The sequence below is a fragment of the Afifella sp. H1R genome, assembly GCF_021462425.1.
In the GTDB taxonomy this organism is placed as follows: domain Bacteria; phylum Pseudomonadota; class Alphaproteobacteria; order Rhizobiales; family Afifellaceae; genus Afifella; species Afifella aestuarii.
In genome coordinates, this window is the sequence record NZ_JAKEDY010000001.1 from 1,125,962 (window position 1) to 1,148,714 (window position 22,753).

A 22,753-nucleotide genomic window follows, 5' to 3' on the forward strand; every position below is an offset into this window, starting at 1 on the left:
CGTCAGCCCACCACTTCCAGGCCCATCGAGCGCGCGGAGCCCTCGACCATACGCATCGCCGCCTCGACGTCGGCCGCGTTGAGATCCTTCATTTTCTGCTCGGCGATCTCGCGCACCTGATCGCGCGACACCTTGCCAGCACCATCCTTGCCCGGCGCCTTCGAGCCCTTCTGGACCTTGGCGGCCTTCTTCAGGAAGTAAGACACCGGCGGCGTCTTCATCGCGAAGGTGAAGGATTTGTCGGCAAAGATGGTGATCACCACCGGCACCGGAGAGCCCTTCTCCATTTCCTGAGAAGCGGCGTTGAAATCCTTGCAGAACTGCATAATGTTCAGACCGCGCTGACCGAGCGCCGGTCCGATCGGCGGAGACGGATTAGCCGCACCCGCCGGTACCTGCAATTTCAGGTACCCTGTAATCTTCTTTGCCATCTTTCACTCCGTTATGTGCCGCCCGGAGACAGACCCCGGCGGCGCGGCGCGACGCGTGGTCCGGCCTTGATGGGACGCTGTGGCCACCGTCCCGACCTCCCACACTTCACTGGAAGACCGAAGCCTTCCGTTCGACCACCGGATCGCACGGACCGGCGGCCATTCGGGTCAGAGCTTTTCGACCTGCCCGTATTCCAGCTCGACGGGGGTCGAGCGACCGAAGATCGACACCGCCACCTTGACGCGCGCCCTCTCCTCGTCGACCTCCTCGACATTGCCTTCGAAGGACGCGAAAGGTCCGTCGGCAACACGAATTCGCTCGCCAATCTCGAAATTGACGGAAGGCTTCGGACGATCGACGCCCTCCTGCACCTGCGCCATGATGCGCTCGGCTTCCGAGTCGGGAATCGGCACGGGCTTGTTGTCGGCACCAAGGAAGCCGGTCACTTTCGGCGTGTTCTTGATGAGATGGAACGCCTCGTCGGTCATATCCATCTTGACGAGCACATAGCCCGGAAAAAACTTGCGCTCTGCGTCGACCTTACGGCCGCGGCGCACCTCGACGACCTTCTCCTTCGGAACCAGGATCTCATCGATCAGATGATCGAGCCCCGCCGCCTCCGCTTTTTCGCGAATGGACTCGGCGACCTTGTTCTCAAAATTCGAGTAGGCGTGGACGATATACCAGCGTTTCGCCATCAATCTCTGCCTTGCGGGCTCAGCCGGCGGCGCCGAGCAGCAACCCGACGCCCCAGCTCATAATCTGGTCCGCGACGAAAAAGAAAATCGCCGCCAGAAATACCATGACGAAGACCATCACGGTTGTGATCAGCGTCTCGCGCCGAGTGGGCCAGGTGACCTTGCCGACTTCGGTCCGCGTCTGCTGTAGGAATTGAAAAGGATTGGTTTTCGCCATGCCGCCGAACTCAAAGGCGCGCGATCACCCTGACCGCGCGCCTCCGAACCTTCTAGTTAGTCAGTTTCATCCGTCGACGCAACCCCCTCATTAAGGCTCCCTTAAGAGTGGATCGCGATCCCGTCTGTAATCTGGCAGGGGCGGAGGGATTCGAACCCCCGACCACCGGTTTTGGAGACCGGTGCTCTACCAGCTGAGCTACACCCCTTCATCCGGCATCATCGCGAAATGCGATTTGCCGGAACGAAATTCGCTTGAGCGACCATGGCGGCCGACTCGCCTGCGCTGGAACTACACAGATGCAGCTGCCGGCGCAAGCGCAACCGAGCAACCTTCGAGCGTGAAAGGCCAATCCGCAGCAATCCGTCACGGTCGCCCCTCTTCACGCCCGATCGCGGTTACTCGATGATTTCGGAGACGATGCCGGCGCCGACGGTGCGGCCGCCTTCACGGATGGCGAAGCGCAGCTTCTCTTCCATCGCGATCGGCACGATCAGCGTCACGTCCATCGTCACATTGTCGCCCGGCATCACCATCTCGGTGCCTTCCGGCAGCGTCACGACACCCGTCACGTCCGTCGTCCGGAAGTAGAACTGAGGACGGTAGTTGGTGAAGAACGGCGTGTGCCGGCCACCCTCTTCCTTCGTCAGAATGTACGCTTCCGCCTTGAACTTCGTGTGCGGCGTCACCGAACCCGGCTTGCACAGGATCTGTCCGCGCTCCACGCCCTCGCGGTCGATGCCGCGAAGCAGCGCGCCGATGTTGTCGCCCGCCTGGCCACTGTCGAGCAGCTTGCGGAACATCTCGACGCCCGTCACCGTCGTCTTGCGGGTGTCGCGGATGCCGACGATCTCGACTTCCTCACCCACCTTGATCTGACCGCGTTCCACACGACCCGTCACGACCGTGCCGCGGCCGGAGATCGAGAACACGTCTTCGATCGGCATCAGGAACGGCTGGTCGATCGGACGCTCCGGCGTCGGGATGTAATCGTCGACAGCCGCCATCAGAGCGCGGATCGAATCCTCGCCAAGCGCCTTGTCGCCGTCCTCGAGCGCCACAAGCGCCGAGCCCTTGATCACCGGAATGTCGTCGCCCGGGAATTCGTAGGACGACAGAAGCTCGCGAACCTCGAGCTCGACGAGCTCAAGAAGCTCCTCGTCGTCGACCTGGTCGACCTTGTTCATGTAAACGACAAGCGCCGGAACACCGACCTGACGGGCGAGCAGAATGTGCTCACGCGTCTGCGGCATCGGGCCGTCGGCCGCCGACACAACCAGGATCGCGCCGTCCATCTGCGCCGCGCCCGTGATCATGTTCTTCACATAGTCCGCGTGCCCAGGGCAGTCGACATGCGCGTAGTGACGCTTCTCCGTCTCGTACTCAACATGCGCCGTCGAGATCGTGATGCCACGCGCCTTCTCTTCCGGCGCCGCATCAATCTGGTCGTAAGCCCGATACTCGCCGAAGAACTTCGTGATCGCCGCCGTCAGCGTCGTCTTGCCATGGTCGACGTGACCGATCGTCCCGATGTTCGCATGCGGCTTCGTGCGCGAAAATTTCTCTTTTGCCATTTCCCTCTACCAAGGCTGAGTTCGACGGGGATTTTCGGCGCGCCTAGTACGATGGTCCGCGCGATGGTGCAAGAGGCCGTGCGTCACATGCACGCGACAAAGACGATCCTGGCGGACGATCCTGGCGAGACGCCGCAAAGGTCTGGCGGCACGCTGTCGGCGGGGTCATGCAGCAGAGCCCCAAAGTGACGCGCGCATCAAGACGCCGCGCAATCGATGCGCGGCGCAAAGCGGGTCTAGGTGCGGCTCTTGTCGAAATCTGGAGCGGGTAGCGGGAATCGAACCCGCATATTCAGCTTGGAAGGCTGCTGCTCTACCATTGAGCTATACCCGCGCAGCGCTTCGCGGGCCGCTGGTGGAGGGGGTTGGATTCGAACCAACGTAGGCATAGCCAACGGGTTTACAGCCCGTCCCCTTTAGCCACTCGGGCACCCCTCCGGTGCGGCCGTCGAAACGACTGGCGAAAGCGAGGTCTCGGTTGGACAACCGAAACCGTCGGTGGCGGCGTATATGCAGGTGGCGCCCCGGCCTGTCAACGCCCGCAACACGAAAGCCCACCGTTGCCATTCCCTGAAGTTCGGTGCGAAGGGAGAAGCCGGTAAATTGAGCAAGCAAGCGATGTCCAACGATACGAATATGAGAAGGCGCCGTCGCCCCGGCGAGAAGAGCGGACGGCCCACTCGACGAAGCCCGCGCACGCCCCCAGCCGATTCGCCTTCGGTCATCTATGGCTTTCACGCCGTCAGCGAAGCCTTGAAGAATCCGAAGAGAAAGATCCATCGGCTCGCCGCAACGGCCAATGCGCTCAACCGGCTCAAAGGCCTCGTGCCGGACATGGAATGGCCAGACCCGTCGACCACGCGCGAGATGGACAAACTGCTCGGCGCCGACACGGTGCATCAAGGCGTCGCGCTTTTCTGCGACCCCTTGCCCGAACCTGAACTTTCCGATTGCATCGGAGCCGACATGATCGTCGCGCTCGATCAGGTGACGGACCCGCACAATGTGGGCGCGGTCCTTCGCTCCGCCGCCGCCTTCGGCGCGAGTTTTCTGATCATGACGGCGCGCCATTCGCCGCCAGAGACCGGCGTTCTTGCGAAGACCGCCTCCGGCGCGCTGGAACATGTCGAAATCGTGCGGGTGAGAAATCTCTCCAATGCGTTGGAGGAACTGCGAGAGGCAGGCTTCCACCTTCTGGGCCTCGACGGCGAGGCCACGGACGCGCTCGGCGACACCCCCGTGCCCAAACCCGCCGTTCTCGTGCTCGGCGCCGAAGGCAAAGGCCTGCGTGAAAAAACCGCTGCGACTTGCGATCGGCTCGTGCGGCTTCCTACACGTCCGCCGATCGCAAGTCTCAACGTCTCCAATGCGGCAGCCATCGCGCTTTACGAAGCGAGCCGCTCCGAAAGCCGCTAAGTTGCCTCAGCGGCAGAGGCGGCGCGGGCCGTTATAGGGCTGGAACGTGCCGCTGCGCGGATCGAAGCTGCGATACTTCGAAGCGCAATAGGCATACCATTCGCGCGACCAAGGGGCGGGCCGTGCTCCGGCATAGGCCGGAGGGGCCGCATAATAGCGCGGCTGGGCCATGGCGCTGCCGAGAGCGAGCCCAAGACCCAAGCCGGCGACACCCGCTCCAATGCTGTTCCTGTTGCGATGCCGGTAATAGTGGCGCCCGTAGCGGTAGTGCCGATCACGGTAGTGCCGCCCGCGGTAATGATGACCGCGATATCGGTGGCCGTTATAGTAGCGACGGGGCGCACGAGGCCCGATGCGGTGGCCGCCCCGCCAGTGACGATCCTGCACTTTGATGAGAGGGCCTTCGACACCACTCGCCGGTGAAGCCTGGGGCGCGCGAGGCATCGCTGCCATCGTCGGCGAGAGAGATGCAATCACCATCGAAAGCCCTGCCGCGATCGCGATTGCTGCCCGAGTAGACCTGGATTGCATGACGAAAATCTCCTGAGGACCGCACCACAAGATTCTCGTGCGGCCAACCATTCTTAGAATGCTAACAAATTAAGCAGCTGCATGTTCCCCATTGAAAAGGTCCGATCACGTTTCTTTTACTGCCGGGCGTCGGAACGCGGTCGATTCATGGTTTCCTCCCCTCACCGTCATCGCTGCCCGAGCTTCCGCCCCTGACAGGCATCCCCTGACAGGCATCGAGGCCGATCGCGCGGCCTCGTTGGCCGGGCATGTTGTCCGAAAAGGCACTCGTTGTGACAGGCTTGCGAGCCCGCCGACGAAGCTGTTGCGCCTGTCAGAAGGAGCGGTTAGGGAATATCGGCTCCAGGCGGCGTCAAACGGCGGAATTTGGAGCCCTGAAAGCGCACCAGAGGCCCAGCCAGTCTCTGCCGTCACGCGTCATGCCGGCTTAGCTCAGTTGGTAGAGCATCTGATTTGTAATCAGGGGGTCGGGGGTTCGAGTCCCTCAGCCGGCACCATTTTCACCATTGATATATCTCGCCTTTTTAATCAGCTGCCGTTTCTTAAAAAACACCACCAACAAAATCATCCGGCCGCACGGAGCGACATCCCTGCCCGGCCGAGAGAAAAGACGTCACTCACGTCTCTCCGATGATCTGGTGATGATGGCCCTAGACTTTCTCTGCAGTCTGCCGGCTCGTGTCCAGGAAACCGGCCACCTTCCATTGTCGACGCCCGACTGCATCGGCCATGTCTCCGCCGTGTGCCGGAGTGCGTGCCCGACGACGTCTTCCTCTGAAAAACCAGAGCGCCGGCCCTCCGCACACCCACGACCATTCCGCCCACACAGCGCCGGCATGCGACTCGATTACGCTCCACACATCACGTGAATGGAGATAACATTTGAGAATATCTCGATATTCGCTCGCATATTGTATTTCGGTATTAGCTTGAACAAGCGATGCGCCAATATTTCCGGGATTCATGACCAACACGTACTTCGGCTTCGCAAAGCCGTGATAGTGAAGGACAATGGAATTCTACGCCCATTCCACCAAGGCGACCGATTGCTGCGATTGGGAGCTTCTCTCTGACCACCTCAGCGCCGTGGCGCGACGGGCACGCGAATTCGCAGCGCCCTTGAAGATTGCAGAGGCCGCCGCGTTTTGCGGCGCCCTGCATGACCTGGGAAAACTCTCGCCAGCGTTCCAGGCGCGACTGCAAGGCGCGAGCGAACCGGTCGACCATTCCACGGCCGGTGCGAAGGCCGTTCTCGGTCTCTTCGCGCATGCGCCGAACCAGTGGATCGCCTGGCTCATGGCGCAGGCGATCGCCGGGCACCATGCGGGCCTGCCGGACCGGTCGAGCCATCAGCCCAGCTCCCTGGAGGAGCGGTTGGGCGGTTTTACTATGAAAGCTCTGGCGCCCGGCTGGGCCGACCTCCTCCCCGACACGCCGTCCGAACTCATGCCGCCCTTCGACTGGACGGCCCCCGACTGGCCGCGCTGCGCCTTTCGCTTCGCCATGCTCGGGCGCATGCTCTTCTCCTGCCTCGTCGACGCAGATTTCAAGGAGACCGAGCTCTTCTACCAAAAAACCGGAGACGTCGCGAAGGACCGCGACTGGCCGAGCCTTGCGGAATGCCTGCCCACGTTTTTGGACTCCTTTGAGAAGAGGATCGCCGCCTTCGGCGAGCCGCAGAGCGAGATCGGCCGATTGCGGGCCGAAATCCTCGCCACTGCGCGGGCACGCGCAGAAATGGCGCCCGGCCTTTTCACACTCAACGTCCCGACCGGCGGCGGCAAGACGCTCGCTTCGCTCGGCTTTGCGCTCGACCATGCGAAACACCACGGCCATCGGCGGATCATCTTCGGGATTCCCTTCACGTCCATCATCGACCAGACGGCCGCGATCTTCCGGGAGATCCTGGGCGACGATTTGGTGCTGGAGCATCATTCGGCCATCGAAGACGAAGAGACCGGCCAGGTCGGCCCAGCGGACAGCACCCGATCGATGAAGGGCAAGATGCGGTTCGCCATGGAAGACTGGGCCGCACCTGTGGTCGTCACAACGCATGTCCAGCTGTTCGAGAGCCTGTTCGCCGCCCGCACCTCGCGCTGCCGCAAGCTCCACAACATCGCCGGCAGCGTCATCGTGCTCGACGAAGCACAGACCCTGCCGAAGAAGCTCTTGGCACCGACGGTCTGGGCAATCGACGAGCTCTGCCGCAACTACGGCTGCTCAATCGTTCTGTGCACGGCGACGCAGCCCGCCTTCGATGCACGCAAGCTGAAGGCGCTGAAGCCAGACCATCTCCTGGCGCTCGATCTCGACGGCCGCGAGCTCGCACCCGACCCGCCGCGACTTCACAAGGCCTTTGAGCGTGTGCGCCTCGTGTTCGCCAGAGAGATGAGTGACGAGGATCTCGTGGAAGCCCTGAAGGACCATCCGCAGGCGCTCATGATCGTCAACAGCCGCCGCCATGCGCTCGATCTTTACCGGGCGGCGCAGATGGAGGAGCTCGACGGGCTCGTGCATCTGACGACCCGGCAATACGCGGCCCATCGGCGCAACATCCTGGCTGACGTGAAAACGCGTCTCAACGAGGGACGCCCCTGCCGTCTGATCGCCACGTCACTGATCGAAGCGGGCGTCGATGTCGATTTTCCCGTCGCCTGGCGGGCCGAAGCGGGGCTTGATCAGATCGCCCAGGCCGCGGGGCGGGTGAACCGTGAGATGCGGCGACCAGTCGACGAAAGCGTCGTCACGGTTTTCAGGCCGTCCGACCCGGACCATGCGCCGCCCGCCGAAATCAAAAGCCTCATCGGCAGCATGGAGCGGATGAAGGATCTCTTCGACAACCATTTCGCGCCGGAGGCCATCGAGCGCTACTTTCATGAGATCTACTGGCAGGCCGGCGAAGAACGCCTCGGCAAGCCGATCCTCCATCTTTCAAAATTCTCGCAGAGCTACGGTCCGGACATTGCCTATCGCACCATCGCCGAACACTACCGGATGATCGAAGACGGCATGGCGCCGGTGATCGTCGCCCGCGACGAGAAGGCGCGGAAAGCGGTTAGAAACCTAGAAGTGCCCGAGATTTCCTCGGGTCGGATCGCCCGTGAATTACAGCCGTATATTGTCTCGGTCCCGCCCCGGGCGCGGGCACTCCTCAAGACAAACGAACATATCGTCTTTCCACATCGGGAATTGCGGAAGAAACAGTTCGCGATCCTGAAGACGGACACGCTCTACGAGGAAGACGTTGGTCTGCTCTGGGAGAATGCAGAGTACTTGGAGCTCGAAAACACCATCACTTAGAAAACGACCTTCTCTGCGGCTACGCGGCCCAGTTGCATGATCTCCATAAGAGACGAGATAATCAGTAACCGAGAAAACAAAGGTGGGGGCGATTCACCATGACCTACGGCATCCGTCTTTTGGTCTCAGGTCCCTTCGCCTGCTTCACCCGACCCGAAATGAAGGTGGAGCGCGTCTCCTATGACGTGATGACGCCCTCGGCCGCGCGCGGCATTCTGGAGGCGATCCACTGGAAGCCGGCGATCCGCTGGGTGATCGACGAAATCCATGTGCTGAAGCCGATCCGCTTCCGATCCATCCGGCGCAACGAGGTGGGTCACAAAGCCTCGGCCCGCAATGCCAAGACGGCGATGAATCGCGGCGATCTCTCCGGCCTCGCCCTCCTCGTCGACGACGACCGCCAGCAGCGCGCCTCCACCATCCTCGTCGACGTCGCCTACGTCATCGCCGCGCATTTCGAGATGACGGAAAAGGCCGGACCGCAGGACAATGAAGGCAAGCATCTCGACATGTTCAATCGCCGGGCGCGCAATGGGCAGTGCTTCCACCAGCCCTGCCTCGGCACGCGGGAGTTCGACGCCCGCTTCCGCTTGATCGAACCGGATGAACCAATCCCCGAACCCGACACCTCCGCACATACGGCCGAGCTCGGCTACGGCAGCCCTCGCGATCTCGGTTTCATGCTCTTCGACATCGACCACCAGGCAAAGGGGCGGCCGTCACTCTTTTTTCGCGCCACGCTCGAAAACGGCGCCGTGAAGGTGCCTCCCCTCGGCTCGCCGGAGATCCTGCGATGACCATCCTTCAATCCCTGGCGCGCGCCTATGAACGGATTCCCGACGCACCACCTCCAGGTTTCGCGATGCAGAAGGTCGGGCTCGCCATTGGACTAAACCCCGATGGGACGATCGCGACCGTCACAGATCTGAGGGAAGCGCAAGGCAAGAAAAAGGTCGCGCGGCAGATGTCGGTGCCGGCCCCGGTGAAGCGCGCTTCCAACATCCTTCCGCATACCCTTTGGGATAAGACGGCCTACACGCTGGGCGTGACGAAGATGCCTAAGCCGCGCACGGCGCAGGAGCATCAAGCCTTCGTCGAACATCATCGCGCGTTGATCGGGACGAGTGACGATCCGGGCCTTCTCGCCTTTTTGCGCTTTCTCGACCTCTGGAAGCCGGAAATGTTCGAGGAACACTTCGCCGAGGAGATGAAGGACGAGAATACCGTCTTCGCGCTGGAGGAGGAGCGGCTTCGGCACATCTATCTGCACGACCGCCCGGCGGCCCGCGCCCTTCTTAAGAACGGCGAGGGCCATTCCGGCCAACTCTGCCTCGTTAGCGGACAGCACGGCCCGACCGCCCGGCTCCACCCGGCGATCAAGGGAATGTGGGCCAAACCTGGACAGAAAGCCGCAGACACGATTGTCGGATTCAACTGGCCTGCCTTCGAATCCTACGGCCATTCGCAGGGCGACAACGCCCCCGTCTCCGAGAGCGCGGCAGAGGCCTATACTGGTGCACTCAACCATTTTCTCCAAAGGGGCTCCGGCCATCGCGTGCAGATCGGCGATGCGTCGACCGTATTCTGGGCGGAAGCAGACGATGCGCAAATGGCCGCTCTCTCAGAGAGCATCTTCGGAGCGATGGTCGGCGGAGCGGACACTAAGGCGTCGGCCGCCGAGGACGAAGCCGCGGCCAAGCGGGTCGGCATCCTGCTTGAGAAAATCCGCGCCGGCCAGGCGCTGAAAGACGTCGAACCGAAGCTCGGCGAGGGCGTTCGCTTTTACGTGCTGGGCCTGGCGCCGAACGCAGCGCGCATTTCCGTCCGCTTCTGGCTGGCGGAGAGTTTCGGCGAGCTTGCGAAAAACTACGGCCGCTACAGCGCGGACATGCGCATCGCGCCGCCCGACCCACACGGCACGCCGGCGCTCTGGCAGTATCTTTCCGAGACGGCGGTCCTCGGCAAGCGCGAAAACGTCCCGCCGAACCTCGCCGGCGAGTGGACGCGCGCAATCCTGACGGGCACGCCCTACCCGCTGACGCTTCTCAATACGGTTCTCATGCGCATCCGCTCTGACGGGATCATCAACGCCCGCCGCGCGTCGATGCTGAAAGCCATTCTCGTTCGCAATTTCCGTAAGGAAAAGGAGGCTCCTGTGGCGCTCGACCCAGACAACCCTGACCGCGCCTATCAACTCGGGCGGCTCTTCGCTGTCCTTGAATCGGCGCAATACACGGCTCTCGGCCGCGTTAACGCAACGATTGGCGATCGCTTCTACGCAGCGGCTTCGTCCACTCCGGCGCGTGTCTTCGGGCCGTTGCTGCGCGGTCTCAAGCATCACGTCTCAGACGCGAAAAAGCAGAACAAAGGTTTTTGGATCGAACCGCGGGTCACCGAGATCGTGGCGATGCTACCCCCCGACCTTCCACGTACGCTCAAGCTCGAGGAACAGGGACGTTTCGCTGTCGGCTACTACCATGAGCGGGCTCGCCGCAGCAAAGACACCGGAACCGAGGAGATGTCTGATGGGGAATAATCCACTCAAGGTGCGGCACGAATTCCTTCTTTTATTCGACGTGACGAACGGCAATCCGAACGGCGATCCTGACGCCGGCAACATGCCGCGAATGGACCCAGAGACCGGGCACGGCATCGTCAGCGATGTCTGCCTCAAGCGAAAAGTGCGCAACTATATTGAGATGACACAAATGGATGCGCCGAAGTTTCGCATCTATGTCACCGAAGGAGCAATCCTCAACGACAAACATCGTGAGGCCTACCGTGCGGAGCGTGGGGACGACGCCACCGTCGAAAAGGCGGCGAAACTGACACCTAAATCCGACGAAGAGGCCGCTCGCATCCGTCGTTTCATGTGCGACAACTTCTTTGATATTCGCACCTTCGGCGGCGTGCTCTCAACTGGCATCAATGCCGGTCAGGTCCGCGGCCCGGTCCAGTTCGCCTTCTCACGTTCCATCGAACCGGTGCTACCACTGGAAGTCTCCATCACACGCATGGCGGCAACCACAGAGGCTGAAAAGAAGGAGCGCGTCGAGGGAGAAGACGAAAAAGAAAAACGCGGCGACAAGCGGACGATGGGCCGTAAGCATATCATTCCGTACGGTCTCTATCGCGCCCACGGTTTTGTCTCTGCGCACTTGGCCTCGCATCCGGCAAAGGGAACAGGTTTCACCGAAGGAGACCTTGATCTGCTCTTCGAAGCGCTGGAAGCCATGTTCGAGCATGACCATTCAGCCGCACGCGGCGAGATGGCAACCAGGAAGCTCATCGTCTTCCGCCATGCGACCGCGCTCGGCAACGCTCCCGCCCACAGCCTCTTCGATCGCGTCAAGATCTGGCGCTCCTTCAAGGGCGAAACGTACGAGCCGGGCAGCGAACGCCTCGACAACGCGCCTCCCGCCCGCGCCTTCTCCGACTATGCCGTGACGATCGACCGGGAGAACCTGCCGGACGGGGTGGAGATCATCGAGCGGCTGTGACGGCGATGGCGTCGGCGGATCTTCTCGGTAGAGAAGCCCCTGCAGAGGGCGGCGAGCCCATTCCCCTCTCCGCCCTTCAGCATGCCGTTTATTGCCCGCGCCAAGCCGCGCTCATCCATCTGGAACGCATGTGGGCGGAGAACCGCTTCACGGCCGAAGGCGATATCCTGCACATTACGGCGGACCGTCCCGGCCAGCGCCGTGTCCGCGGTATGCGTCGCGTCTTTTCGCTGCCGCTTGCGAGCAAGCGCCTCGGCCTCGCCGGCGTCGCCGATTTAGTCGAATTCCATGCCACGGAAGACGGACGCGAAGTGCCGCTGCCCGTCGAGTATAAGCGCGGTAAGCCGAAAGCCCATCGTGCCGACGAGGTGCAGCTCTGCGCCCAGGCCTTGTGCCTGGAAGAGATGCTCGGACGGCCCGTGCCGGAAGGCGCGCTCTTCTATGGCGAGACGCGCCGACGTGTCGCCGTCACTTTCGACACCGGCCTGCGCGCGGTGACCGAAGAGACGGCTGCCGAACTCCGCACCATCTTTGCGGAGCACGTGACGCCCGCTCCCACGCCTCACAAGAGCCGGTGTCGGGCGTGCTCGCTCGCCGAGCTCTGCCGTCCGACGGCGGTAGTCCGCTCCGCCGGCGCCTGGACACGGCAGAGGCTCGCCGACCTCCTTGCAGAAGTGCCGGGAAACGCTGGATGAAGAAGCTCCTCAACACGCTCTACGTCACCACCGAGGGCGCCGCACTTCGCAAGGACGGAGAAAACGCCGTGGTCTCGGTCGAAGGCATAGAGCGGGCGCGCGTTCCCTTCCACATGCTCGCCTCGATCGTTCTGTTCGGCCCGATCGCCGTCTCACCCGCGATGATCGGGGCAGCAGCCGCACAGGGTATGACGATCGTGCTTCTCGACCGCGTCGGCCGTTTTCAAGCACGCATCGAAGGGCCCGTCAGCGGTAACGTGCTCTTGCGGCGCGCCCAATACGCCGCCTCCGCGACGCCTGTCGACATCGTCCGCGCCCTCCTTTTGGGCAAGATCGCCAACCAGCGCACTGTCTTGATGCGAGGTTTGCGCGACCATGGCTCCGGACTGAGCGAAGGAGCGCACCAGGCCCTTGAAAACGCGGTTGCGCGACTTGCCCAGATCTTGCGACGGGTCGAACTTCGCGGAGGTGACGCAGAAGCGCTGCGCGGCGCCGAAGGCGAGGCTGCAGCGCTCTATTTCACCGTCTTCGACCATCTGATCCGCGTCGAAGACGGTAACATGCGTTTTCGCGGCCGTTCGCGTCGCCCGCCGCTCGATCCCGTCAACGCGCTCCTCTCCTTCCTCTACACGCTTTTGACGCATGATTGCCGTGGTGCGGCGGAAGCCGTCGGACTCGATCCGGCCGTAGGTTTCTTGCACCGCGACCGCCCTGGACGTCCGAGCCTTGCGCTCGACCTGATGGAGGAGTTGCGCCCCGTACTGGCCGACCGGCTGGCGTTGTCGTTGATCAATCGCAGGCAGCTTGCTGCCGACGATTTCGAGACACGCGAGGGCGCCGCGGTGATCATGCGTGACGAGGCTCGTCGCACCGTTCTGACGGCCTGGCAGGAACGCAAGCGTGAAGAGCTTCTCCACCCCTTCCTGGGCGAAAAAGCACCGCTCGGCCTCGTCCCGTACATCCAGGCGCAGATGCTCTCGCGGCATCTTCGCGGCGACCTCGACGCCTACCCGCCCTGGTTCTGGAAATAGACGATGCTGGTTCTCGTAACCTATGACGTGAGAACGAGTGACCCGGGCGGTGCCAGGCGGCTCCGACGCATCGCCAAGGCTTGCCGCGATTTCGGCCAGCGCGTGCAATTCTCGGTCTTCGAGATTGAGGTCGACCCGGCCCAATGGACGAAACTGAAGGGACGGCTGGAAGGCATTATCGATCCGGCAGCCGACAGCCTGCGCTATTATTATCTTGGTGCAAAAGGGCAACGCCGCGTCGAACATGTTGGCGCCAAGCCAGCATCCGATCTTGAAGGCCCCCTGATCGTATGATCCTCCACCGAAAGCGGTGGCAACGCTGAAGAGCTATCGCGAACCGCAAGCGTGCCGCGTTTTCCCGGCAGGTTCGCGCACGCCCCAACCTCCTGAAAACATTGCACTGAAACGGAAGCCTTTCCCGGAGCGCCGTCTTCCAGACGCACGCCGAGGCCCAGTTCGCGCAAACATCGTCGTTTCTCTGACTTGGTCTCGCTTTATCGTGAGGCCGTCGCCCCTCACGCAGGGGCGTGGATCGAAACTAGAGGCCAGGACGCAGCTATGGCATTATGACCGGTCGCCCCTCACGCAGGGGCGTGGATCGAAACGCGGAGCGTCGGGATCAGCTTCACCCATGCCGTCTCGTCGCCCCTCACGCAGGGGCGTGGATCGAAACATTGCGGCCACGTCTTGCTTCGTGTCGTGTCAGGTCGCCCCTCACGCAGGGGCGTGGATCGAAACAGCGCGGAGGTTGGCGAACCCAAACTTCCCGTCCTTGTCGCCCCTCACGCAGGGGCGTGGATCGAAACCAGTATTGTCGGCCGGTTCGGCGGCGATGGATTGTCGCCCCTCAGCCGGCACCATTTTCATCCTGAAAAGACTGCGCTTTTTAGACCAGCCGGGATCTCGAGGAACGGATTGGGCGACACGCGCTTATCCGGCCGCGCGCCGCCTCTCGACTCAGAGAGAGCGCCCGGCCGCGCCGTTGAGGCGCGGCCTTTGTCTGGCGACCAGGACTGCGCATAAGCCCAGCCCCGGGGAATCGAGCGCCAAGTGTGGATCCCCCACTTTCCCGTAAAATTGCAACGCCAGGAAAGGGCCGCCGAGAGACGGTTGAAGACGGCTCAACGAGATTGGCAAGACCCGGACGACGCCTTGATCGCCCGGGAATCGACAGGGCCGGCCCCTCAGCCAGCCACCTTTTCGATGATCCGCCGGACATCCTCCGCACTTGCCTTGCGCGGGTTTCCGGACGTGCAGAAATCCGCCAAGGCGGAAGCGACTAGCGCATCCTTGCTCTCAGCCAGCACAGCCATGTCGGCGCCCAAAGCCTTGAGCGTCAACGGGACTCCAAAGCGCTTGTTCAGGTCCACGATCGCGTCGATCAAATTCTGCGTGCCTTGCAGGGCTGTCTCGCCTTCAAGATCGAGGAGCCGGGCCAAACGCGCATAGCGCTCTGCCGCGGGCTCCGCAGAGTTCTTGTCGAGACCGGCATTGAACGCGATCACGTACGGCAGGAGCATGGCGTTGATGCGCCCATGCGGAATATGCAGGCGGCCTCCGATGGCATGCGCCAGCCCGTGGTTGAGACCGAGCCCGGCCGAGTTGAAAGCCATGCCGGCCATGCACGAGGCGTTGTGCATCGCAATCCGGCCCTCGACGTTCTGGCCATCGGCAAAAACCACGGGAAGGTTCTTGAAGGTCAGGCTGACAGCCTTCTCGGCAAGAGCATCGGAGAAATCGGTCGCGCAATGGGCGACATAGGCCTCCAGAGCATGGGTCAGCACATCCATGCCCGTATCCGCCGTGATCTGGGGCGGCACGGTGCGCACGAATTCCGGCTCCAGCAGCGCGATATCCGGAATCAGATCGTCGGAGACGAGCGGGAACTTCGTGCCCTTCTCGGGATCGGAAATCACCGAATAAGCCGTCACCTCGGAGCCGGTGCCGCTCGTCGTCGGAATGGCGATGAAGGTGATGCGGCTCCGACTGTTCATCTCCCGCAGGATGGCCAGAATCGCTTTCGCTGCATCGATGGCCGAGCCGCCGCCGAGGCCGATGATGATCGTCGGGCGAAATGCGGAAAGCTCCCTCGCCCCTTCCTTGACGCTGGCAATGGGCGGATCGGGAGTGACTTTGTCGTAGATCGTGACGGCGGAGCCGGAAAGGTACTGGCGCACCCGGTCCGCCACACCGAGCTTCACCATCAGCGCATCGGTGACGATACCGACCCGCTCGCCGTGGAACTCACGAAGCCGCTCGAGGGTACCCACCCCAGAGACAACCTCTGTCTTGAGTGAAAACGTATGCATGGCGCTCATCGTCTTGGCCTCCTTAGCCGAAGAGCTCCCCCGCATTTTTAGGTCCGGCGTTGCCCGGAGCTGAAAACCGGTCCCTTCGCGCCATCGCATCAAGCCCCAAGCGACATCGCATCCAGTTTCGGATCAGTGCGCCATCATCTGGCGCGTCAGCTGAGCTCCGTCTAGCGATGAGGGGTAGTATGTCGGGCGATGGGGCCTCGAATTGGCGGGCCCCACCCGATCGCCCCTCCTCCCGGTCATCTGAGCGGCATGGGGCTGGGCGACCTCAGATCCTTGTGGGAAGCGCACGATCTCGCGTGTTTCCTCGCCGCTTTCGTCGCGGCGGCACGGCTCGCCTCTCCCCGCTCCGGCATCTCCGCACTGCGGGTCCCGCCACCCTCCGCGGCATTATGCCCCTGTGTTTCCTCAGCTTTTGGAGCTCTGTGCCCGACCGCTCGTCACGACAAAATCATCCCTCGAGCGGCAATCGGCTCTTCAATGCGACGAATGCCGCTCAACACGCACAACCCTTCGTTGAGATAGCGCAAAGTTGATCCTGTCTTCTTCGGAAGCGGCCCGCACGGGCCCTTCAACCCACACAAAGGAAGCCCGGCCGTAGAGACCAAATCTCGCGCGGCTCTGAGCCCCGATGCTCGAAGCGGCCGCGTGCGTTTTATCGATCCGGCCGGCCTCACCGGAAACGGATGGAACTGAAAGCGCCCCCACGGGTCATTTCACTGTCACCCAGTCCAATGCCACCGAACAAATCGGAAGGTGCAATCCATGGCGCAATCGCATCCCGCCGCGGACGACGCCGTCGCCGGGCAGCCCATCCACGCAGTGCTGGTCCAGTTCCCGACGGTCTGTTTCACCCTCGCCCTCCTCACGGACCTCGCCTACTGGCAGACGGCCAATCTCATGTGGCAGAATTTCTCCGCATGGCTCCTCTTCGTCGGTCTCGTCGTCGGCGTCCTTGCCGCGCTTGTCGGTATCATCGACATTCTCGTCCGCAGGTCGGCCCGCAGAAGCGGTGCAGCCTGGCCGCACGCGATCGGCAGCATCGTCGTCCTCGTGCTCGCCTTCATCAACAGCCTCATCCATGCCGGTGACGGCTGGACGGCCGTCGTTCCATGGGGCCTCACCCTCTCCATTCTCACCGTCCTCGTCATGATAGCGACCGGATTTCTCGGCCGCTCCATGACGGCGAGCAGCCATCGAGGAGATCGCGACCATGCCTAGACTTCACGCGGGTCTCGCGGGCCGCACGCTCACGCTCGCCGGCAGTGTTCTCCTGACCGCCATGCTGGCGAGTTGCGGCGACGACGGCTCAGACTTCGATATTTCGCAACAGATCGGTCCCGACCCGGTTCTCCCGGAGCCTGATCCTCCGCTCATTGCCAACATGAAGGTGGCGGAGGTGATCGGCTGGAACGAGGGCGAAACACCGTCCGTCCCCGATGGTCTCGCCATCATCGCCTATGCCCAGGATCTCGCCAATCCGCGGGCGCTGCACACGCTGCCGAATGGGGACGTCCTCGTCATCCAATCGCGAGGTCCAGGAGGCGAACCCGTGTCGCGTCCGAAGGATATCATCCGCGGATGGATCATGTCTTTTGCCCATGGCGGAGGCGGCGATACGAAGGAAAGCAATCTCATCACGCTTTTGCAGGATACCGATCGCGACGGCACGGTTGATGAACGCCACGATCTTCTCACCGGACTGAACTCCCCCTTCGGCGTGGCGTGGGCCGACGGCACGCTCTACGTGGCCGCAACCGACGCCATTCTCACCTATCCCTACGCGCTCGGGGACACCGAGATTACGGCATCGCCGGAAGTGCTCACCCCCCTTCCGGGCGGACCGATCGACCATCATTGGACGAAGGATCTCGCCCTCTCTCCGGACGGGCAGAGCCTCTTCGTGTCGGTCGGCTCCAATTCCAACATCCTGGAAAACGGACTGGAGGCCGAGAAAGGTCGCGCCGCGATCTGGCAGGTCGACCGTCAAACCGGCGCAGCGCGGGTTTACGCCTCGGGACTCCGCAACCCGAATGGCCTGACCTTCAATCCGCAGACCGGCGCGCTCTGGGCGGTCGTCAACGAGCGCGACGAACTCGGGCCGAACCTTGTTCCCGACTACATGACCTCCGTCCAGCAGGGCGCCTTTTACGGCTGGCCGTGGAGCTATTACGGCGACCATGTCGACGAGCGCGTCCGCCCGAAGAGGCCCGATATGGTGGAGGAGGCGATCGCGCCGGACTACGCCCTCTCGAGCCACGTCGCGCCTTTGGGCATGACCTTTTCTTTGAACTCTGCCCTGCCACAAGCCTATCGCAACGGCGCCTTCGTCGGCGAGCACGGCAGCTGGAACCGCAGCTTCTTCAACGGCTACAAGGTCGTCTTCATCCCGTTTGAGAACGGCACACCCTCTGGCATGGCGCAAGATGTGGTGACCGGTTTCATCGATGGCGACGAAGCGCATGGTCGCCCGGTCGGTGTTGGGATCGACGGCACCGGCGCGCTGTTGATCGCCGATGATGCCGGCAACACAGTCTGGCGCGTGGCGGCCGCCGACGGCTCCGTGACCCCCCAACCGATCGGCACCGATCAGGTCTCGGCCGCGTCTGCGGGCAGTGCCGGAGCCTCCGGGGCAACCTCGGGATCGGTAGCAGGCAGGTCCGGCCCGCAGCAATCGCCAGAGGCGGCTTCGCCATCCGGCACAACATCGACGCCTGATCAGACCTCCACACCTGTCGACCAGGAGAGGCCCGCCGCCTCTGCCGACGAGATGATGACAGGTCAGGCGCCCGTTGCGCCGCCGGCGGATTCGGCGCCTGCCCCCGGCCAGACGGAGATCGCTCCGGCTGTTCTTCCGCAGACAGAGCCGGCACCGAACTCTAGCAGAAACCAGTGACAGGCGAGCCGGTGTTCTGCGGAGCCACGGAGCGATGGCAACAGCCCCCATATGGCATTAACAAAACCAAATATCATATTGGTTTATATTGTGATTTAGGCAGAACCATATGGAACGGCGGCGGGCATGGGTTTCAGCACGCCGCCCTCACTCCTCCGGGCGCAGGAAGCGGTAGCCGACCCCGGGCTCGTTCAGGATATAGCGAGGGCTCGCCGGGTCATCGCCAAGTTTCTGGCGCAGACGTCCGACGAAAACGCGCAGATACTGCACGTCTTCGGCATTCGCAGGGCCCCAGACGCTCGTCAGGATCTGCCGGTGGGTGAGGATGCGGCCGGCATTGCGCATCAGATAAGCGAGAAGTTCGAATTCTTTCGGCGTCAGCTTGAGCTTCTCCGCCGCCAGCGACACCTCGTGGCGGGCGAGATCGAGCTTCAGATCACCGACCACGATCTCGGCGGAGTCCTCTCCGGTTTTTCGCGTGGGACGCAGGAGAACCCGCACGCGTGCCAGAAACTCCGGGATCCCGAAAGGCTTGACCACGTAGTCGTTCGCCCCGGCATCGAGGGCGGCGACCTTCTCATCCTCCCCTTCCCTGACGGACAGCACGAGAATCGGCAGGTTCGACCATTCGCGAAGGCGCGTGATCACTTCCTTGCCATCGATATCGGGCAGACCGAGATCGAGAATAACGAGGTCGGGCTCCTTCAAGGCGACGGCCTCCACCCCCTTGCGGCCATTCTCCGCCTCGAAAACCTCAAAACCATGCGCTCCGAGCGCCACCCGGAGGAACTTCCGGATCTGCGGCTCGTCGTCGACGATCAGGATACGCGTGGCGCTCATGGTTCTGCCGTCGCCTTCTTCGGCACCTCGGGAGCCAGAGGAAGCTTCACCGTTATGGCGGTTCCGCGGCCGCCCGAGCCCGTGCCGATGGTGATCTCGCCGCCATGTGCCTCCACGATGCCCTTGCAGATGGCGAGCCCGAGGCCGGTGCCGGCTCTCTGCGCGTCCCCGGCACGCACGCGATAGAACATGTCGAACACACGGGCGCGGTCCTCGACCGGGATGCCGGGGCCCTCGTCGCGCACCGAGAGATGAAGCTGCCCCGCCTCGACGCGGCCCGACACCGCGATCTCGGTGCCGGCCTCGGCGTATTTCGCGGCATTGTCGAGAAGATTCGCGATGACCTGCTCTAAAAGTACGGGATCACCCGCAGCCATGGGCAAGTCACGCGGCAGCTCGATGGCGAGGGTATGTCCCGCAAGACGCCGACGGAGCTGACGAACGGCGCGGCCCACCACCTCCCGCATGTCGACCCAGTCGCGCCGGACCTGCAATGCGCCATAGCCGAGACGCGTCATGTCGAGAAGGTTCTGGATGTAGCGGTTGAGCCGCTCGCCCTCGTCGCGGATGGTTTCGGCCATCGCCACGCGACCCGACGGGCCAAGCGCTTCATCGGCCTCCAGGAGACCCGACGCGGCCCCAATGATGGACACGAGCGGCGTGCGCAGATCGTGGCTGACGGACGACAGAAGCGCGGCGCGCAGCCTCTCCGTCTCGGAAAGCAGCCGCGTCTCCTCCATGTCGGCCGCCAGACGGGTGCGCTCGACGGCGATCGCCACCTGATCGACGAGCGCTTCCAGGAGGCGGCGCTCGTCGGGAGCGAGCGGCTGCGAGCGCGCAAAGCTCACGCCGAGCAGCCCTTCCCTGCCATGCGCCGTCTTGAGCGGCAGAAACAGCCACGAAGACGCCGGCAGTGTCGGCGAGCCCCAGCCGGCGATTTCTCCATGCTCCCAGGCCCATTCCGCCGCGCCACGATCCTTCGCCTCGAGCTGGTCCTCGGGCGGATAGCCGCCGAGGATGGTCAGCTGCCCGTCCGGGCCAGGCCCGAGGATGAGCGAGGAGCAGTTCAACGTCGAGGCGACGTGGTGGACTGCCGCCCACACGACGTCGTCGAGCGAAGCTGCACTCGCAATCTTGCGGCTGAAATCATAGAGCGCTACCGTACGCCTAGCGATGTTGCGCTGTGCCTTCACCTGCGCGCGCAGCCGCGCCGCGAGATTGCCGGTCGCGATCGCCACGGCGAGATAGAGGAAAAGGGTGCGGACCACCGTCTCGCTGTGGACGCTGAACGTATAATACGGCTCGGTCAGAAAGTAGTTGTAGGCGAGGAAGGACAGGACGCTCGCATAGATCGAGGGCCAGAGGCCGTACCGCGTGGCGAGGGCGATCACCGAGGCGAGGTAGAGGAGCGACAGGCTCTCCACCGGCAGAGCCCGATGGACCGCCGCGCCGATCGCGCTGCTCGCGAGAACGGCCACGGTCGCCACCCCATAGGCTTCCGCCTCCCAGGTCGGAAAGAGATGCGGCGCCCTCACCTTGTCGCGACGCGCTCGCGCGGCGTCCGAGGCGATCACCGTGACCTCGAAATCCCTCGCGGCGCGGATGATCTCGTTCGCCACGTTCTCGCGAAAGAACCGCGCGGAAAGGGTACGCATGCGCGGGCGGCCGACGACGATGCGGCTCACATTGCGCGAGCGTGCGAAAGCGAGAATCTCCTGCGCGATGCGCGATTCTGCGTTGAGCGAAGCGACTTCGCCGCCGAGGGTTTCGGCGAGCCTCAGCGTCTCGGCGATCTGATCCTTCGCGGCCTCCGGCAGGCTCTCCGAGGCCGGGGTGACGACGTGCACCGCGATCCACGGAAAGCGGCCGCGGTCGGCAGCCCGTTTGGCGGCCCGTACCAGCACGCCGGCGACCGGCGATTCGTTGACGCAAACGAGGATTCGCTCCTGTGTCGGCCACGGTCCCGGGATCGCGTGGCTCTTCATATGCGCCATCATCTGCGCATCGACACGGTCGGCCGCGACGCGCATGGCAAGCTCGCGCAGAGCCGTCAGATTGCCCTTGGAGAAGAAGTTCTGGATGGCCCGCGCAATCTGCTCCTGGACGTAGACCTTCCCCTCACGCAGCCTTTCGATCAGCTCGTCGGGAGGCAGGTCGATCAGCTCGATCTCATCCGCCAGTTCGACGACGCGATCGGGCACCGTCTCGCGCACACGCACGCCGGAGATGCGCGCGACGACATCGTTGAGGCTCTCCAGGTGCTGGATGTTGAGCGTCGTATAGACGTCGATGCCCGCGCCGATCAGCTCCTCCACATCCTGCCAGCGCTTCGGATGCCGGCTTTCGGGAACGTTGGTGTGGGCGAGTTCGTCGACGAGGACGAGGCCCGGCCGACGCTTCAGGATCGCATCGACGTCCATCTCGGAGAGAAACCGGCCGCGATAGAGGACGCGCCGCCTCGGGATGATTTCAAGCCCGCCTGCAAGGCGTTCCGTCTCGGCGCGGCCGTGCGTCTCGACGACGCCGACGGCAACGTCGAGACCCGCCGTGCGGCGCTCGCGCGCCGCCTCGAGCATGGAATAGGTCTTGCCGACGCCGGGCGCCGCGCCAAGGAAAATCTTGAGCCGCCCCCTTCCTTCCCGCGATGCTTCCGCAAGAAGAGCCTCAGGCTCGGGACGGTTATCCGGCTCGTTCATTGCGCCCTGCTGATCGCCCCTTCCGCCACCGGCACGCCGTTATTCCCGGCCGGCCGAAGCTCGTCGAGCGCCAGGTTGAGCGCAAGAACATTCACGCGTGCCTCGCCGAAAAGTCCGAGGCTGCGCCCCTCGATATGACGCGCCACCAGGTCGCGCATCTGCTGCAGGGGAAGGTCTCGCGCCTTGGCGACGCGCGGCGCCTGAAAGAAGGCCGCTTCCGGAGAGATGTGCGGATCGAGACCGCTGCCCGATGTCGTAACGAGATCGACGGGCACGCGCGCACCTCCGGCTTCCCGGCTGAGCCTTTCGGCCTCGCTCGAAACCCGCTTGAGGAGGGCCGCGCTGGTGGGACCGAGATTGCTGCCCCCGGACGCGCCGGCATCGACGTCACCGGCCGACGGCCGCGGATGGAAATAGCCCGGAGCCGAAAATGTCTGGGCGACCAGACGGGATCCCACGACCTGTCCGTTGCGCTCGATGAGGCTGCCGGCGGCCTCGGCCGGAAACAGCGTTTGAGCGAGACCGGTCAGGGCGAGCGGATAGCAGAGGCCGAGAAGCACGGTCATGAGAACCGAAAGAACGATGGCAGGGCGAAGCTGGTCGATCATGGCT

At 63.3% G+C, this 22,753-nt stretch carries 19 protein-coding genes, 4 tRNA genes and 1 CRISPR repeat array; of the genes, 11 read left to right on the plus strand and 12 right to left on the minus strand.

What is annotated here, in order from left to right; all coding sequences use genetic code 11:
- Window positions 1-2 precede the first annotated feature (2 nt).
- The 7 genes from rplK to L0F51_RS05390 form a co-directional block, all read right to left on the minus strand.
- On the minus strand, window positions 3-431 hold the full coding sequence (gene rplK, locus L0F51_RS05360) for a 50S ribosomal protein L11 (RefSeq protein WP_092816651.1): 429 nt from the start codon (window positions 429-431) through the stop codon (window positions 3-5).
- Window positions 432-599: 168 nt separating this feature from the next.
- Window positions 600-1,130 carry a transcription termination/antitermination protein NusG gene (gene nusG, locus L0F51_RS05365; RefSeq protein ID WP_234628253.1) on the minus strand — a complete coding sequence of 177 codons (531 nt, stop codon included), beginning with the start codon at window positions 1,128-1,130 and terminating at the stop codon, window positions 600-602.
- A 19-nt stretch (window positions 1,131-1,149) separates the two neighbouring features.
- On the minus strand, window positions 1,150-1,347 hold the full coding sequence (secE, locus tag L0F51_RS05370) for a preprotein translocase subunit SecE (RefSeq protein ID WP_092816647.1): 198 nt from the start codon (window positions 1,345-1,347) through the stop codon (window positions 1,150-1,152).
- A 132-nt stretch (window positions 1,348-1,479) separates the two neighbouring features.
- A tRNA-Trp gene (locus L0F51_RS05375) sits at window positions 1,480-1,555 on the minus strand.
- Between the two features lie 190 nt (window positions 1,556-1,745).
- Window positions 1,746-2,921, minus strand: coding sequence for an elongation factor Tu (gene tuf, locus L0F51_RS05380; protein WP_234628248.1), 1,176 nt, complete (start codon window positions 2,919-2,921; stop codon window positions 1,746-1,748).
- Window positions 2,922-3,181: 260 nt separating this feature from the next.
- A tRNA-Gly gene (locus L0F51_RS05385) sits at window positions 3,182-3,255 on the minus strand.
- 19 nt (window positions 3,256-3,274) lie between these two features.
- Window positions 3,275-3,359, minus strand: a tRNA-Tyr gene (locus L0F51_RS05390).
- 198 nt (window positions 3,360-3,557) lie between these two features.
- Between L0F51_RS05390 and rlmB the strand changes: the two genes are divergently transcribed.
- A complete protein-coding gene (rlmB, locus tag L0F51_RS05395) occupies window positions 3,558-4,337 on the plus strand; it encodes a 23S rRNA (guanosine(2251)-2'-O)-methyltransferase RlmB (RefSeq protein WP_255701357.1) in 780 nt (259 codons plus the stop codon).
- Window positions 4,338-4,343: 6 nt separating this feature from the next.
- On the opposite strand, the gene L0F51_RS05400 is transcribed toward rlmB, so the two are convergent.
- Window positions 4,344-4,868 (minus strand): BA14K family protein, encoded by a 525-nt coding sequence (locus L0F51_RS05400; protein ID WP_234628255.1) that lies wholly within the window; start codon window positions 4,866-4,868, stop codon window positions 4,344-4,346.
- A 421-nt stretch (window positions 4,869-5,289) separates the two neighbouring features.
- Between L0F51_RS05400 and L0F51_RS05405 the strand changes: the two genes are divergently transcribed.
- From L0F51_RS05405 to cas2, 8 genes are all read left to right on the plus strand, one after another.
- Window positions 5,290-5,365, plus strand: a tRNA-Thr gene (locus L0F51_RS05405).
- 514 nt (window positions 5,366-5,879) lie between these two features.
- Window positions 5,880-8,168: a CRISPR-associated helicase Cas3' gene (gene cas3 / locus L0F51_RS05410; RefSeq protein ID WP_234628256.1), complete on the plus strand. Its 2,289-nt coding sequence runs from the start codon at window positions 5,880-5,882 to the stop codon at window positions 8,166-8,168.
- A gap of 98 nt (window positions 8,169-8,266) precedes the next feature.
- Complete coding sequence (gene cas5c / locus L0F51_RS05415) at window positions 8,267-8,965, plus strand: type I-C CRISPR-associated protein Cas5c (RefSeq protein ID WP_234628257.1); 699 nt, start codon at window positions 8,267-8,269, stop codon at window positions 8,963-8,965.
- The gene (gene cas8c, locus L0F51_RS05420) at window positions 8,962-10,704 is read left to right on the plus strand and encodes a type I-C CRISPR-associated protein Cas8c/Csd1 (RefSeq protein WP_234628258.1); all 1,743 of its coding nucleotides are present in this window, start codon (window positions 8,962-8,964) and stop codon (window positions 10,702-10,704) included. The genes cas5c and cas8c overlap by 4 nt, the downstream gene beginning before the upstream one ends.
- A complete protein-coding gene (gene cas7c, locus L0F51_RS05425; protein WP_234629340.1) occupies window positions 10,694-11,668 on the plus strand; it encodes a type I-C CRISPR-associated protein Cas7/Csd2 in 975 nt (324 codons plus the stop codon). Before cas8c ends, cas7c begins: the two co-directional genes overlap by 11 nt.
- Window positions 11,669-11,673: 5 nt before the next feature.
- Window positions 11,674-12,363, plus strand: a complete 690-nt coding sequence (gene cas4, locus L0F51_RS05430; protein ID WP_234629341.1) for a CRISPR-associated protein Cas4 — start codon at window positions 11,674-11,676, stop codon at window positions 12,361-12,363.
- Window positions 12,360-13,394, plus strand: a complete 1,035-nt coding sequence (cas1c, locus tag L0F51_RS05435) for a type I-C CRISPR-associated endonuclease Cas1c (RefSeq protein WP_234628259.1) — start codon at window positions 12,360-12,362, stop codon at window positions 13,392-13,394. Before cas4 ends, cas1c begins: the two co-directional genes overlap by 4 nt.
- Window positions 13,395-13,397: 3 nt before the next feature.
- On the plus strand, window positions 13,398-13,688 hold the full coding sequence (cas2, locus tag L0F51_RS05440) for a CRISPR-associated endonuclease Cas2 (RefSeq protein WP_234628260.1): 291 nt from the start codon (window positions 13,398-13,400) through the stop codon (window positions 13,686-13,688).
- A gap of 213 nt (window positions 13,689-13,901) precedes the next feature.
- Window positions 13,902-14,265: direct repeats of the CRISPR family, unit length 32 nt; unit sequence GTCGCCCCTCACGCAGGGGCGTGGATCGAAAC.
- Window positions 14,266-14,578: 313 nt separating this feature from the next.
- Here the strand turns inward: cas2 and L0F51_RS05445 are convergent.
- Complete coding sequence (locus L0F51_RS05445; RefSeq protein ID WP_234628261.1) at window positions 14,579-15,712, minus strand: 1-propanol dehydrogenase PduQ; 1,134 nt, start codon at window positions 15,710-15,712, stop codon at window positions 14,579-14,581.
- Window positions 15,713-16,474: 762 nt separating this feature from the next.
- Between L0F51_RS05445 and L0F51_RS05450 the strand changes: the two genes are divergently transcribed.
- Both L0F51_RS05450 and L0F51_RS05455 read left to right on the plus strand, forming a co-directional pair.
- The gene (locus L0F51_RS05450) at window positions 16,475-16,930 is read left to right on the plus strand and encodes a DUF2231 domain-containing protein (protein WP_234628262.1); all 456 of its coding nucleotides are present in this window, start codon (window positions 16,475-16,477) and stop codon (window positions 16,928-16,930) included.
- 61 nt (window positions 16,931-16,991) lie between these two features.
- The gene (locus L0F51_RS05455) at window positions 16,992-18,605 is read left to right on the plus strand and encodes a sorbosone dehydrogenase family protein (RefSeq protein WP_234629342.1); all 1,614 of its coding nucleotides are present in this window, start codon (window positions 16,992-16,994) and stop codon (window positions 18,603-18,605) included.
- 147 nt (window positions 18,606-18,752) lie between these two features.
- Here L0F51_RS05455 and L0F51_RS05460 read toward each other — a convergent pair whose 3' ends face one another.
- The 3 genes from L0F51_RS05460 to kdpC are packed head-to-tail and all read right to left on the minus strand — an operon-like array spanning window position 18,753 to window position 22,749.
- Window positions 18,753-19,445 (minus strand): response regulator, encoded by a 693-nt coding sequence (locus L0F51_RS05460; RefSeq protein WP_234628263.1) that lies wholly within the window; start codon window positions 19,443-19,445, stop codon window positions 18,753-18,755.
- Window positions 19,442-22,141, minus strand: coding sequence for a sensor histidine kinase KdpD (locus L0F51_RS05465; protein ID WP_234628264.1), 2,700 nt, complete (start codon window positions 22,139-22,141; stop codon window positions 19,442-19,444). Before L0F51_RS05465 ends, L0F51_RS05460 begins: the two co-directional genes overlap by 4 nt.
- On the minus strand, window positions 22,138-22,749 hold the full coding sequence (kdpC, locus tag L0F51_RS05470; protein WP_234628265.1) for a potassium-transporting ATPase subunit KdpC: 612 nt from the start codon (window positions 22,747-22,749) through the stop codon (window positions 22,138-22,140). Before kdpC ends, L0F51_RS05465 begins: the two co-directional genes overlap by 4 nt.
- Between the last annotated feature and the right edge of the window lie 4 nt (window positions 22,750-22,753).